Raw genomic sequence first — 12,779 nt, 5'->3', positions numbered from 1 at the left:
GCGGCCGCGCACTGCGCGACCGCCCTCGCCCTGTTCCCGCTCAGCGCTGGTCCGACGAACCCAGCGCGGTGCGGATGACCTCGGTGGCCTCCTGGGCGGAGCGCTTCGACGACCCCGTCGCGGGTGCGGCACTCGCCGGCCGCGACGCGACCGAGAGCGGCCGACCCTGCAGGTGCGGCGAGAGGTTCATGCACACGAACGGCCAGGCACCCTGGTTCTCGGGTTCCTCCTGCGCCCAGACGACCTCGGCGTCCGGGTAGCGGCCGAGGACCTCGAGGATGCGCTCGAGGGGCAGCGGCGCGAGCTGCTCCAGCCGGACGAGGGCGACGTCGCCCCGGCCGGTCTTCTCGGCCTCGGCGCGGAGGTCGTGGTGGACCTTGCCGGAGTGCAGCACCACGCGGCGCACGGCACCGGCGTCGAGCTGGCGGTCGTCGTCGACGACCTCCTCGAAGGTGCCGTTCGTGAACGCCTCGACGGGGCTCGTCGCCTGGCGCAGGCGCAGCATCGCCTTCGGGGTGAACACGATGAGCGGCTTCTGCGGCCGTTCCCATGCCTGGCGACGCAGCAGGTGGAACCACGACGCCGGGGTCGACGGCCGGGCGATCACCATGTTGTCCTCGGCGAAGAGCTGCAGGTAGCGCTCGATGCGTGCGGACGAGTGGTCCGGTCCCTGGCCCTCGTAGCCGTGGGGGAGCAGGAGCACGAGGCCCGAGCGCTGTCCCCACTTCTGCTCGGCGGACGAGATGAACTCGTCGATGACCGTCTGGGCACCGTTGGCGAAGTCACCGAACTGCGCCTCCCAGAGCACGAGGGCCTCAGGACGCTCGACCGAGTAGCCGTACTCGAACGCCATCGCCGCGTACTCGCTCAGCAGCGAGTCGTAGATGGTGAAGCGGGCCTGGTCCTCGGTGAGGTTCGCGAGCGGGAGCCACTCCTGTCCGTTCACCCGGTCGTGGAAGACGGCCTGGCGCTGGACGAACGTGCCGCGTCGGGCGTCCTGGCCGGCGAGGCGGACGGGCTTGCCCTCGACGAGGACCGAGCCGATCGCGATGAGCTCGGCCATCGCCCAGTCGATGCCGCCGTTGCGCGTCATGTCGGTGCGCTTCGCGAGCAGCTGCTGGAGCTTCGGGTGGATGGAGAACCCCGCGGGCGGGTTGCTGTGCGCGTCGCCGACCGCCCGGACGAGGTCCTCGGGGACGGCGGTCTCGTGCACGTCGTTCTCGGAGTCGTCCCGCTGCGAGGTCGGGCGCTCGAGGCCGTTCACGGCGCCGTCGTCGTCGCCCGTGATGACCGGGATGGTGCCGGTCTGCGCCTCGTGCGTCTCGGCGAACGCGCGCTCCAGGCGGTCCTGGAAGTCGCGGTGCGCCTCGTCGTACTCCTCCTGCGTGATGTCGCCGCGGCCGACGAGCGCCTCGGTGTAGAGCGTGCGGACGGAGCGCTTCGCCTCGATGAGGTTGTACATGAGCGGCTGCGTCATCGAGGGGTCGTCGCCCTCGTTGTGTCCGCGTCGGCGGTAGCAGATGAGGTCGATGACGACGTCGCGGTGGAACTCCTCGCGGTAGGCGAAGGCGAGCTCCGCGACGCGGGACACGGCCTCGGGGTCGTCGCCGTTCACGTGGAAGATCGGCGCCTGGATCGTCTTGGCGACGTCCGTGGAGTACACCGAGCTGCGGGCGGACTCCGGCGGGGTCGTGAACCCGACCTGGTTGTTGATGACGAGGTGGACCGTGCCGCCCGTGCGGTAGCCGCGGAGCTGCGACATCTGCAGGGTCTCGACCACGACGCCCTGACCGGCCATCGCCGCGTCGCCGTGGACGAGCACCGGCAGCACGTTCGTCGACCCGGGGCCCTGCTTGTCCTGCTTCGCGCGGACGATGCCCTCGAGCACGCCGTCGACCGCTTCGAGGTGCGACGGGTTCGCCGCGATCGTCACCGGGATCGCCGTGCCGTCGCTCGCACGGAACACGCCCTCGGTGCCGACGTGGTACTTCACGTCACCGGAGCCCTGACCGGACACGGAGCCCGGCAACGAGGAGCCCTCGAACTCGCGGAAGATCTGGCCGTACGTCTTGCCGGCGATGTTCGTGAGGACGTTGAGGCGGCCGCGGTGGGCCATGCCGATCGCGACCTCCTCGAGTCCGGCGCCGGCGGCCTGCTGGATGAGGGTGTCGAGGAACGCGATCGTCGACTCGCCGCCCTCGAGCGAGAAGCGCTTCTGCCCGACGTACTTCGTCTGCAGGAAGGTCTCGAACGCCTCGGCCTCGTTGAGCTTGCCGAGGACGCGGAGCTGCTCGTCCTTCGACGGCTTCGCGTAGGGGACCTCGATGTGCGACTGCACCCAGCGGCGCTGCTCCGGGTCCTGGATGTGCATGTACTCGACACCGGTCGTGCGGCAGTACGCATCGCGCAGGATGCCGAGGACGTCACGGAGCGGAGCGTTCGTCGTGCCGGCCAGGCCGCCCGTGACGAACTCGCGGTCGAGGTCCCAGAAGGTCAGCCCGTGGCTCTCGATCTCGAGGTCCGGGTGGGTGCGCTGGCGGTACTCGAGCGGGTCGATGTCCGCCATCAGGTGCCCGCGGACGCGGAAGCTGTTGATGAGCTCCTGCACGCGCGCGGTCTTGTTGACGCGGTGCGCGAGGTCGACGTTGATGTCGTTCGCCCACTGGATCGGCTTGTAGGGGATGCGCAGCGCGGCGAAGATCCCCTCGTAGAAGCCGTGGCCCCCGATGAGGCGCTCGTGCACCTTCTTGAGGTACTCGCCCGAGCCGGCGCCCTGGATGACGCGGTGGTCGTAGGTGCTCGTGAGCGTGATCGTCTTGCCGATGCCGAGCTCGACGAGGGTCTTCTCCGCCGAGCCCTGGAACTGCGCCGGGTACTCGAGGGCGCCGGCGCCGATGATGCAGCCCTGACCCTTGGTGAGGCGCGGGACCGAGTGCACGGTACCGATGCCGCCCGGGTTCGTCAGCGAGATCGTCGTGCCCTGGAAGTCCGCCGGCGTGAGCTTGTTGTCGCGGGCGCGCTTGACGAGGTCCTCGTAGGCGGAGAGGAACTGCCCGAACGTCAGGCTCTCGGCACGCTTGATGCTCGGCACGAGGAGGGAACGGGTGCCGTCCTTCTTGGGCACGTCGATCGCGATGCCGAGCCCGACGTGCGCGGGCTCGACCACGAACGGCTTGCCGTCGCGCTCCTCGTAGAAGACGTTCTGGCTCGGGAACTCCTTGAGGGCCTGCACCATCGCCCACCCGATGAGGTGCGTGAACGAGATCTTCCCGCCGCGGGCCCGTCGGAGGTGGTTGTTGATGACGATCCGGTTGTCGATCATGAGCTTCGCCGGGATCGTCCGGACGCTCGTCGCGGTCGGGACCGTCAGGGAGGCGTCCATGTTCGACGCCAGGGTCTTCGCCATGCCCCGGAGCGGGGTGGCCACGTCCTCGTGGGTCTCCTCGTGCTCGTCCGTGGCGTCGTTCGCCTCGGCGGGGATCGGCTGCGGCGTCGGCTGGCGCGAGGTGGTCTTCGCCTGGATCGGGCCGGACTTCGCCTCGGCCGGGGCGTCACCGGTCGCCGGCTGCTGCGTGCTCGACTGCGCGGCGGGCGTGGTCCCCGAGGGAGCAGGTGCGGACGGCGCGGGCGATGCCTGCCCGGTCTGGGAGCGGTGGAACTTCTCGAGGACCGGCCACCAGGACTCGTCGACCGAGGTCTTGTCCGCGACGAACTGCTCGTAGAGCTCGTCGACGAGCCACTCGTTGGCCCCGAATTCGCCCGCGGTCTCGTCAGTTCCGGTCAGATGGCTCGACACAGCCGATCGCCCACTCTCCGTCGATAGATGCTCGTGTGTGTCGTACGCAGCAACCCTGCTGCCGTACTGCGTGGAAGCCTAGCCGTTCCCGGATGACCGTTCGGTGACCGCCGGACGCGATTCGTGCCTCCCGGCGGACGCCTGGCGTGTCGTGCCGGACGAGCGCGTCACCGCACACACCGCGGGCGCCGACGGGGCGGTCCGCACCCCCTGTGCCGCCGTACAGTGGGCCCATGAGGTTCTACGAGACGCGGCCGACGCACGACCTGACCTACTCCGACGTCTTCCTCGTCCCCAGCCGGTCGGGGGTGACGAGCCGCTTCGACGTGGACCTCGCGGCGAACGACGGCTCCGGGGCGACGATCCCGATCATCAGCGCGAACATGAACTCGGTGACCGGGCCGCGGCTCGCCGCCACCCTCGCGCGGCGCGGCGGCCTCGGCGTCCTGCCGCAGGACATGCACCTGCAGGACCTCGACGCCGCGATCCGCTGGGTGAAGGACCAGCCGGTGGCGTTCGACACCGCGGTCGACCTCGGCGCCGACACCACGGTCGCCGAGGCGCTCGAGCAGCTCCTCCCGGTCGCCGGGCGCGGCGTCGTGGTGCGCGACGGCAGCGGTGCGTACCTCGGCTGCGTTCCCGCGACACGGCTCGGCACGGCGGGTCAGGACGCGACCCTCGGCGACCTCCTGCACGGCGCCTCCACCGGCATCGACGCCGAGGACGCCGGCACCCCTCGACACGTCTACGACGTCCTCACCGCGGCGGAGGTCGACTTCGCCCCGGTCACGAGCCACGGCCGCGTCGTCGGGACCACGAGCCCGACGAGCGCCATCCGCTCCGACATCTACACGCCCGCGGTCGACGCCGACGGTCGCCTGCGCGTCGCCGCGGCGCTCGGCATCAACGGCGACGTGGCCGCGAAGGCGAAGGCCCTGGCCGCGGCCGGCGTCGACGTGCTCGTCCTCGACACCGCGCACGGCCACCAGGAGGGCATGCTCCGCGCCCTCGACACGGTCGCCTCGCTGGGGCTCGGCATCCCGCTCGTCGCGGGCAACGTCGTCACCGCCGACGCGGTCGCGCACCTCGTCGGCGCCGGCGCATCGATCATCAAGGTCGGCGTCGGACCCGGCGCGATGTGCACCACCCGCATGATGACCGCGGTCGGCCGTCCGCAGTTCTCCGCGGTGCTCGAGACCGCGGCGGCCGCGAAGTCCCTCGGCGCCCACGTCTGGGCCGACGGCGGCGTGCGCTACCCCCGCGACGTCGCGCTCGCGCTGGCAGCCGGGGCGTCTGCCGTGATGATCGGCTCGTGGTTCGCCGGGACGCTGGAGGCACCGGGTGTGCTCCGTCGCGACGCCGCGGGCAAGGCGTACAAGGAGAGCTGGGGCATGGCGTCGGCGAAGGCCGTCCGGGAACGCTTCGAGCGACTCGACCCGTACGAGCGGGCGCGGAAGGCGCTCTTCGCGGAGGGCATCTCGTCGTCGACGATCTACCTCGACCCGGAGCGGCCGAGCGTCGAGGACCTGCTCGACATGATCACGACGGGCATCCGCAGCTCGGCGACGTACGCGGGGGCGACGTCGCTCGCCGAGTTCCACGAGCGGGCCCTCGTCGGCATCCAGTCGGCCGCCGGCTACGAGGAGGGCAAGCCGCTGCCGGTCAGCTGGTAGCGCGGTCGCGGCCGCGACACGAGACGGACGGGAGGCGCGGTGCCGGCTGGCACCCCTCCCTCGCAGGCTCGGTCGGCGCGCCCCGCGCAACGCTTCGCGTCGCCGCTGAGCGGGGCGCGCCCGTCCGTCGTTGCGCGCGTCAGCGGCGTCGGGTCGCGTCCTCGACCTCACCGACGAGCTCCTCGAGGATGTCCTCGAGGAACAGCACGCCCAGCGTGCGCCCCTCGGCGTCGAACGCCCGCGCCACGTGACGACCGGCGCCGCGCATGGTCGCGAGGGCGTCCTCGAGGTCGGTCTCGGTGTAGAGCGAGATGAGCTGCCGGATGCGCTTCGGCGGCACCGGGTCGTCGTACTCGTCCGGGCGCAGGTCGATGACGTCCTTCACGTGCACGTAGCCCGTGGGGGAGCCGTCCTCGCCGACGAGCACGTACCGGGAGAACCCGCGCTGCGCCACGGCCCGCTCGACGTCACCCGGGGTGGCGTCCTCGGGCAAGGTGACGAGCTCGGCCATCGGCACCGCGACGTCCTTGACCTTCTTCTCGGTGAACTCGAACGCCATCCGGAGCGTGCCGCCGTTGTCGACGAGCGTGCCCTCGCGGCGGGACTGCTCGACGATCGTCTGCACCTCCTCCACGGTGAAGGCGCTGACGGCCTCGTCCTTCGGCTCGACCTTGAACAGCCGGAGCACGCCGTTCGCGGCCTCGTTGAGCCCGACGATGACCCAGTGCAGGCCGTGGCCGATGTACCAGAGCGTCGGGACGAGCATGAGCGCGGCACGGTCGGGCATCGAGAAGGAGATGTTCTTCGGCACCATCTCGCCGAACACGACGTGCAGGAACGACACGAGGAGCAGCGTGAACACGAAGGCGACCGTGCCGATGACCTCGACGCTCCACCCGGTGAGGTGCAGCGGCCCCTCCAGCAGGTGGTGGATCGCCGGCTCGGACACGTTGAGGATGAGCAGCGAGCAGACCGTGATGCCGAGCTGGGTGGTGGCGAGCATGCGGGTGGCGTGCTCCATCGCCCAGAGCGTCATCTGCGCGGCCTTCGACCCCGCCTCGGCCCGCGGCTCGATCTGGGAGCGGCGGGCGGAGATCACGGCGAACTCGGCGGCGACGAAGTAGGCGTTGCCGAGCAGCAGCACGACGAGCCAGAAGATGCCCCACCAGTCGGAGGTGGACGAGGCGGACTCGCCGGCGGCGAGGACGGTGACGGTGGTCATCGGGTGCCGCCCTTCGTGGTCGTGGTGTCGACGGTCGGCGTGGACTTCGTCGACGGGATGATGATCGCGGTCGCGGGGGACTGCGCGGCGGGGGACCCGGTCGGATCGGGCGCGGTGGGGGTGTACCGGATCCGGTCGACCCGGCGGCCGTCGAGGCGCTCGACGCGGAAGACGCCGCCGTCGATCGCGACCTCGTCGCCGACGACGGGCAGGCGTCCGAGCGTCGACATGACGAACCCGCCGACGGTCTCGTAGGGGCCGTCCTCCGGCACGGTCACGCCGGCGCGGTCCTCGAGCTCGTCCGGGCGGAGGAGCCCGGGGAACGTCAGCCAGCCACGGGAGCGGACCACGTCGATGCGGGCACGGTCGTGCTCGTCGGACACCTCGCCGACGATCTCCTCGACGAGGTCCTCGAGTGTGACGACCCCGGCGGTGCCGCCGTACTCGTCGACGACGATGACCATCTGGTAGCCGCGGCTGCGGACCTCGGCGAGCAGGGCGTCGCCGGGCATGGTCTCGGGGACCCGCTCGGCGTCGGTCATGAGGGCCCCGACGGGGACCTCCGGACGCTTCTCGCGCGGAACGGCGACGGCCTGCTTGACGTGCACGATGCCGACGACGTCGTCCGCGTCCTCCTCGATGACGGGGAACCGGCTGAACCCGGTCTTCCGGGCGAGGGCGAGGACCGCCTCGGCGGACTCGGACACCCGGATGGTGGACAGGCGCGGCCGCGGCGTCATGACCTCGCCGGCGTCGAGCTCGGAGAACGAGATGGTCCGCTCGAGGAGCGTCGCGGTGTCCTGCTCGAGGGAGCCCTCGGACGCGGAGCGACGCAGCAGCGACGTGAGCTCCTCGGCGCTGCGGGCACCGGAGAGCTCTTCCTGCGGCTCGATGCCCATCGCCCGGAGGACGGCGTTCGCGGTGCCGTTGAGGACGGCGACGGCCGGCTTGAACACCGTCGTGAACGCGATCTGCAGCGGGACGACGATCTTCGCCGTCTGCAGCGGCAGCGCGAGCGCGAAGTTCTTCGGCACGAGTTCACCGAGGATCATCGAGAGCAGCGTCGCGATGACGAGCGCGACGATCGACCCGACGGTCTCGACCACGGCTTCGGGCAGCTGCATCGCGAGGAAGGGCGCCTCGAGCAGCGTCGCGATCGACGGCTCGAGCAGGTAGCCCGTGAGCAGCGTCGTCAGGGTGATGCCGAGCTGCGCGCTGGAGAGGTGCGTCGAGGTGACCTTGAGCGCACCGATGACCGGCGCGAGGCCGGACTCGCCGCGGTCGCGACGGGCCTCGACCTCGGCGCGGTCGAGGTTCACGAGCGCGAACTCGGACGCGACGAAGACACCCGTGCCGAGCGTCAGCAGGATGCCACCGATCAGCATGACGACGTCGATCGGACTCATTCTTCACCCCCCGGACCGTGCGGGGAGGAGCTGCTCACCGTGTGAGCGGCGGATGAGTGGGAGGGCGAAGGGGCATTCGGAGGATCGTCCACAGTGCTCATCATCGTACCGGGTGGCCGTCGGGAAGCCGAGAGGATGTACAGGGACGGCCTAGGCGGTCACCCGGGCCCGGTGGTACTGCTGCGGCTCGTAGTCCACGTGCACACCGAGCTCCACCGCCGCACGCAGGGCGAACGACGGGTCGCGGAGGAACTCCCGTCCGACCATGACGACGTCGGCCTGCCCGGTCGCGACGATCTGCTCGGCCTGGAACGCGTCCGAGATCATCCCGACCGCGATCGTCCCGATGCCGGCCTCGCGCTTGACCGCCGCGGCGAACGGCACCTGGTAGCCGGGGCCGACCGGGATGGGCGCGCTCGACACGTTGCCGCCCGTCGAGACGTCGGCGAGGTCGGCGCCGTGCTCGGCTGCCCACCGCGCGACCTGCACGGTCTCCTCGAGCGTCAGGCCGCCGTCGACCCAGTCGGTCGCCGAGAACCGGACGACGACCGGGAAGCCGTCGCCGACCTCGGCGCGGACGGCGTCGATCACCTCGAGGAGTGCGCGGGCGCGGTTCTCGAGCGATCCGCCGTACTGGTCCCCGCGGTGGTTCGACAGCGGTGAGAGGAACTGGTGCAGCAGGTACCCGTGCGCGGCGTGCAGCTCGACGAGGTCGAAGCCGGCGTCGATCGCGCGACGAGCGGCCGCGGCGAAGGACAGCGCGACGACCCGGACGTCCTCGGCGGCCAGCTCGCGGGGCTCGGCGTAGCCGTCGAAGGACTCGGCCGACGGGGCGACGGTCTGCCACCCGCCCTGCTCGACCGGCACCGAGCCGTGCTCGGACTCCCACGGGCGGAACGTCGAGGCCTTGCGGCCGGCGTGGGCGAGCTGGATGCCGGCGGCCGCGCCCTGCGAGTGGACGAAGTCGACGATGGGACGGAAGGCGTCGCGTTGCTCGTCGTTCCACAACCCGAGGTCCTGCGGGCTGATCCGCCCCTCGGGGACGACGCCGGTCGCCTCGACCACGACCGCGCCTGCGCCGCCCTTCGCGAACGACCCGAGGTGCACGAGGTGCCACGGGGTCGGGACGCCGTCCTGGGCCTCGACCGAGTACTGGCACATGGGGGAGACCCAGATGCGGTTGCGGACGGTGAGGTCGCGGATGGTGATCGGCTCGAACAGGACGTGCGTCACGCGGGTGCTCCTTCGGCGGTCGTCACCGCCAGGTCCTGCAGGAAGGACCGCAGGCCGGCGGGGGACGTGTAGTGGTGGCCGACCGCCCCGATCGCTTCCGCACCGGCGGCGTTCTCGGCCCTGTTGTCGACGAACACCATCTGCTCGGGCGTGATTCCCAGACGGTCGCACGTGTCGCGGTAGATGGACGGCTCGGGCTTGAGCACGTGGTCCTCGGCGCTGACGACGACGGTCTCGAACAGCGACCCCATCGGCGAACGGCGGTACGGGTCACCGAAGTCGAAGCCGGCGTTCGACAGCAGGGCCAGCCGGGTGCCGGCGTCGTGCAGCTCCTCGACGATCGCGAGGGTCTCCGGCTCGACCTCGAACCAGCCGGTGAAGTCGATCGCCCAGAACCGGTGCACGTCCGTGACGCTCCAGGTCCGACCGACCCGGGCACCGATGGCCCGCCAGTACGCCAGCACCGAGAGGTCGCCCCGGTCGAGGTCGTGCCGGAGCTCTTGGTAGACGGGGAACAGCTCGGCAGCGGGCACGCCCGTCGCGGCGACGAGGGCGTCCCGTGACGCATGCGGCGTCCGGCTGATCACCTCCCCGTAGTCGAAGACCACCACACGACCGGGGAGGAACAGACTCATGCGCCCCACCGTACTGTCGGGACGATGAGCGATCCCGTGCCCTTCCGACCGTCCGACGCCGCCGCGTGGATCACCGTGCCGCACGGGGAGTCCACGAAGTACCGCCGCGGGGTGCTCGGCGTCGCGACCGGCTCCGACCGGTACCCGGGCGCGGCCGTCCTCGGGGTCGACGCGGCCGTGCACACCGGCGTCGGCATGGTCCGCTACGTCGGGCCGGACCGTGCGACCGAGCACGTGCTCACCCGCCGGCCGGAGGTCGTGTCCGGCGTCGGCCGGGTGCAGGCGTGGCTCGTCGGCTCGGGCATCTCCGCGCCGTCGCTCGACGACCTCGACCCGGCCACCGCCGACGCCTTCCGCCACGCCTCCGACGACGGCGTCCCGGTGGTCGTCGACGCGGGCGCGATCCCGCTCGTCGACCTCGGTCCGCTCGCGGTGCTCACGCCGCACGCCGGCGAGGCCGCGTCGCTCCTCGGCGAGTCCCGCGACGACGTCGAGGCGGACCCCGCAGCCGCCGCACTGCGCGCCGCCCGGCAGACCGGGAGCGTCGTGCTCCTCAAGGGCGAGCGGACCCACGTCGTGACACCGGACGGCACCGTCGCGCTCGTCGCGTCCTCCGCCACGCCGTGGCTCGCCACCGCGGGGGCCGGGGACGCACTCGGCGGGGTGCTCGGCGCGCTCGTCGCGGCACGGCAGGGTCTCGCCGAGGCTTCCGGCCGCACCCTCACGCCGTCCGACCTGGCGCACCTCGCGGCGACGGCTGCCGTCGTGCACGGCCTCGCGGCGCGCCGCGCCTCGCGCGGCGGTCCGTTCCCGATCACCGGGCTGGTCGAGCGGGTGAGTGGCGTCGTCCGCGACCTCGCGGTCGACGGCGACGCCGACTGACGTCGGGCCCGCCGCCAGGGACGCGACCGCCTGACGGCCGGGAGGCGCGGGTCGGGCCCGCACCGCGCCTCCCGGCCGTCGAGCGGTCACCTCCGGCACCCCTGTCGGGGTTCCCGCACGCTGGGTCGGTACGCTCGTCCGGTGCAGCGCAGAACCTGGGTCGAGCCCGTCCTGTTCGGCGCGGCGTTCGTCGCCGTCCACGCCGTGCTGTGGTGGCTGACGACGACCTCCGGCAACCTGCCGCTCGGTGACGTGACGATCACCTACCGTCGCTGGATCGAGACCGGCCAGCAGTCGCACTTCTGGGTCGGCGTCGACGAGGCGTGGGTGTACCCGATCCTCGCGATCGTCCCGATGGCCGCGGCCGCGCTCGGGGGTGTCGCGTCGATCGGCACCGGGTGGCTCGTCCTCATGGTGCTGCTCGACGCCGTCGTCTGCGTGGTGCTCTGGCGCTTCCGGGCCCGCGTCGGCACCGCCCGGATCCGCGTGGTCTGGTGGTGGCTCGCCTTCCTGCTCGCGCTCGGGCCGATCGCGCTCGGGCGCATCGACACCGTGGCGACCGTCCTCGCGCTCGCCGGCGTCGCGTTCGTGGTGACCCGGCCGGCCGTCGCGTCGGTGCTCTTCACCCTCGCGGCGTGGACGAAGGTGTGGCCCGCCGCACTCGTCGGCGTCCTCGTGCTCCTGCGTCGTGGGCACCGGCGTGGCGTGATCGTGGGTGCCCTCGTGACGACGGCGCTCATCGTCCTCGTCGACGTGCTCTACGGGGGTGCGGCGTACCTCTTCTCCTTCGTCGGGCAGCAGAGCGGCCGCGCGCTCCAGATCGAGTCGCCCCTCGCGACGCCGTTCATGTGGGCGGCGGCGCTCCGCGTGCCCGGGGCCGCCGTGTACTACGACCGCGAGATCCTGACGTTCGAGGTGTCCGGCGCGGGGACCCACGCCGCCGCGGCGGTGTCGACGCCGCTCATGGCGCTCGTCGTGCTCGCCGGGGTGGTCCTCGCGCTGCTCGCCGTGCGGCGCGGCGCACCCCGGGCCCAGGCGGCGCCGCTCCTCGCGCTCGTGCTCGTCGCCGCACTCGTCGCGACGAACAAGATCGGGTCGCCGCAGTACATCGGCTGGTTCGCGGTGCCCGTGGTCTGGGGGCTCGTCGCCGGGCGGGCGAGTGCGCGGCGGTTCCTGCCGATCGCAGTGCTCGCGTTGCCGACGGCGTTCCTCACGCAGCTGATCTACCCCGGCTACTACGACCAGGTGCTCACCGTGCAGCCGTGGATCCTCGTGGTGCTGACGCTCCGGAACGTGCTCGAGGTCGTCCTGCTCGTGTGTGGGATCGTCGGACTGGTGCGGCTCGGTTCGGGCGCGTCGGCTGCCCCCTCGTCTGGTGCTCCGTCGGCGGGTGCATCGTCGGGCGCGGCGCGCTCGGTGCGTCCGCGAGGCAGGATGGACCCATGATCGTCGCGTTCTCCGTCGCACCGTCCGGTGGTCCCGCCGCAACCGAGGACGGCTCCGTGCACGACGCCGTGGCCGCCGCCGTCCGGGTCGTCCGCGAGAGCGGGCTGCCGAACCGCACCTCGTCGATGTTCACCGAGCTCGAGGGGGAGTGGGACGAGGTCATGGACGTCGTGAAGCGCGCCACCGAGGCCGTCGCGCCGTTCGGGACGCGGGTCTCGCTCGTGCTCAAGGCCGACATCCGCCCGGGGCACACGGGTGAGCTGGACGGCAAGGTCGAACGGCTCGAGGCAGCCCTCGACCGCTGACGGGGCGACCGCCCTGGGCACACGCCCGGTGCGGCCGCGACACGCCGCGCGCCTCCCACGGATGTCGGTGGTCGGGTGTCTCCTGTCGGTGTCGGACGCAGCGGGCGTCCGCACGACGACGAGGAGCTGCTCATGATGCACGACGGCTGGTGCCCCGACTGCGACCTGCGTTCGGTCGTCA

The 12,779-nt window shown here is 71.9% G+C and carries 9 protein-coding genes; 4 read left to right on the top strand and 5 right to left on the bottom strand.

Translation table 11 applies throughout. The annotated features are described in order from the left end of the window. Positions 1-40 precede the first annotated feature (40 nt). Positions 41-3,796, bottom strand: a complete 3,756-nt coding sequence (locus ACRQ4C_RS10460) for a multifunctional oxoglutarate decarboxylase/oxoglutarate dehydrogenase thiamine pyrophosphate-binding subunit/dihydrolipoyllysine-residue succinyltransferase subunit (protein WP_439688609.1) — start codon at positions 3,794-3,796, stop codon at positions 41-43. Positions 3,797-4,029: 233 nt separating this feature from the next. On the opposite strand from ACRQ4C_RS10460, the gene ACRQ4C_RS10455 reads away from it, so the two are divergent. After that, on the top strand, positions 4,030-5,469 hold the full coding sequence (locus ACRQ4C_RS10455; protein ID WP_290131508.1) for a GuaB1 family IMP dehydrogenase-related protein: 1,440 nt from the start codon (positions 4,030-4,032) through the stop codon (positions 5,467-5,469). Between the two features lie 139 nt (positions 5,470-5,608). On the opposite strand, the gene ACRQ4C_RS10450 is transcribed toward ACRQ4C_RS10455, so the two are convergent. The 4 genes from ACRQ4C_RS10450 to ACRQ4C_RS10435 form a co-directional block, all read right to left on the bottom strand. Next, on the bottom strand, positions 5,609-6,691 hold the full coding sequence (locus ACRQ4C_RS10450; protein ID WP_439688608.1) for a hemolysin family protein: 1,083 nt from the start codon (positions 6,689-6,691) through the stop codon (positions 5,609-5,611). Then, positions 6,688-8,097 carry a hemolysin family protein gene (locus tag ACRQ4C_RS10445; RefSeq protein ID WP_439688607.1) on the bottom strand — a complete coding sequence of 470 codons (1,410 nt, stop codon included), beginning with the start codon at positions 8,095-8,097 and terminating at the stop codon, positions 6,688-6,690. Before ACRQ4C_RS10445 ends, ACRQ4C_RS10450 begins: the two co-directional genes overlap by 4 nt. A gap of 150 nt (positions 8,098-8,247) precedes the next feature. Beyond that, positions 8,248-9,330 carry an NADH:flavin oxidoreductase/NADH oxidase gene (locus tag ACRQ4C_RS10440; RefSeq protein WP_439688606.1) on the bottom strand — a complete coding sequence of 361 codons (1,083 nt, stop codon included), beginning with the start codon at positions 9,328-9,330 and terminating at the stop codon, positions 8,248-8,250. After that, positions 9,327-9,965, bottom strand: a complete 639-nt coding sequence (locus ACRQ4C_RS10435; protein WP_439688605.1) for an HAD family hydrolase — start codon at positions 9,963-9,965, stop codon at positions 9,327-9,329. The genes ACRQ4C_RS10440 and ACRQ4C_RS10435 overlap by 4 nt, the downstream gene beginning before the upstream one ends. Before the next feature lie 24 nt (positions 9,966-9,989). Between ACRQ4C_RS10435 and ACRQ4C_RS10430 the strand changes: the two genes are divergently transcribed. The 3 genes from ACRQ4C_RS10430 (at position 9,990) to ACRQ4C_RS10420 (ending at position 12,598) form a co-directional block, all read left to right on the top strand. Then, entirely contained in the window at positions 9,990-10,847 is an 858-nt protein-coding gene (locus ACRQ4C_RS10430) for an ADP-dependent NAD(P)H-hydrate dehydratase (protein ID WP_439688604.1), read from the top strand. Positions 10,848-10,988: 141 nt separating this feature from the next. Continuing rightward, entirely contained in the window at positions 10,989-12,293 is a 1,305-nt protein-coding gene (locus ACRQ4C_RS10425) for a glycosyltransferase 87 family protein (protein WP_439688603.1), read from the top strand. Next, the gene (locus ACRQ4C_RS10420) at positions 12,290-12,598 is read left to right on the top strand and encodes a thiamine-binding protein (protein ID WP_400414596.1); all 309 of its coding nucleotides are present in this window, start codon (positions 12,290-12,292) and stop codon (positions 12,596-12,598) included. The genes ACRQ4C_RS10425 and ACRQ4C_RS10420 overlap by 4 nt, the downstream gene beginning before the upstream one ends. Positions 12,599-12,779: the final 181 nt, after the last annotated feature.

It is taken from the genome of Curtobacterium sp. SP.BCp (assembly GCF_051903255.1).
GTDB lineage: Bacteria > Actinomycetota > Actinomycetes > Actinomycetales > Microbacteriaceae > Curtobacterium.
This window is presented reverse-complemented; position numbering and strand designations above follow the sequence as displayed.

Coding starts and splice junctions, on each gene's coding strand:
- ACRQ4C_RS10455 (WP_290131508.1), top strand. CDS start 4,030: ATGAGGTTCTACGAGACGCGGCCGACGCACGACCTGACCTACTCCGAC.
- ACRQ4C_RS10450 (WP_439688608.1), bottom strand. CDS start 6,691: ATGACCACCGTCACCGTCCTCGCCGCCGGCGAGTCCGCCTCGTCCACC.
- ACRQ4C_RS10445 (WP_439688607.1), bottom strand. CDS start 8,097: ATGAGTCCGATCGACGTCGTCATGCTGATCGGTGGCATCCTGCTGACG.
- ACRQ4C_RS10435 (WP_439688605.1), bottom strand. CDS start 9,965: ATGAGTCTGTTCCTCCCCGGTCGTGTGGTGGTCTTCGACTACGGGGAG.
- ACRQ4C_RS10430 (WP_439688604.1), top strand. CDS start 9,990: ATGAGCGATCCCGTGCCCTTCCGACCGTCCGACGCCGCCGCGTGGATC.
- ACRQ4C_RS10420 (WP_400414596.1), top strand. CDS start 12,290: ATGATCGTCGCGTTCTCCGTCGCACCGTCCGGTGGTCCCGCCGCAACC.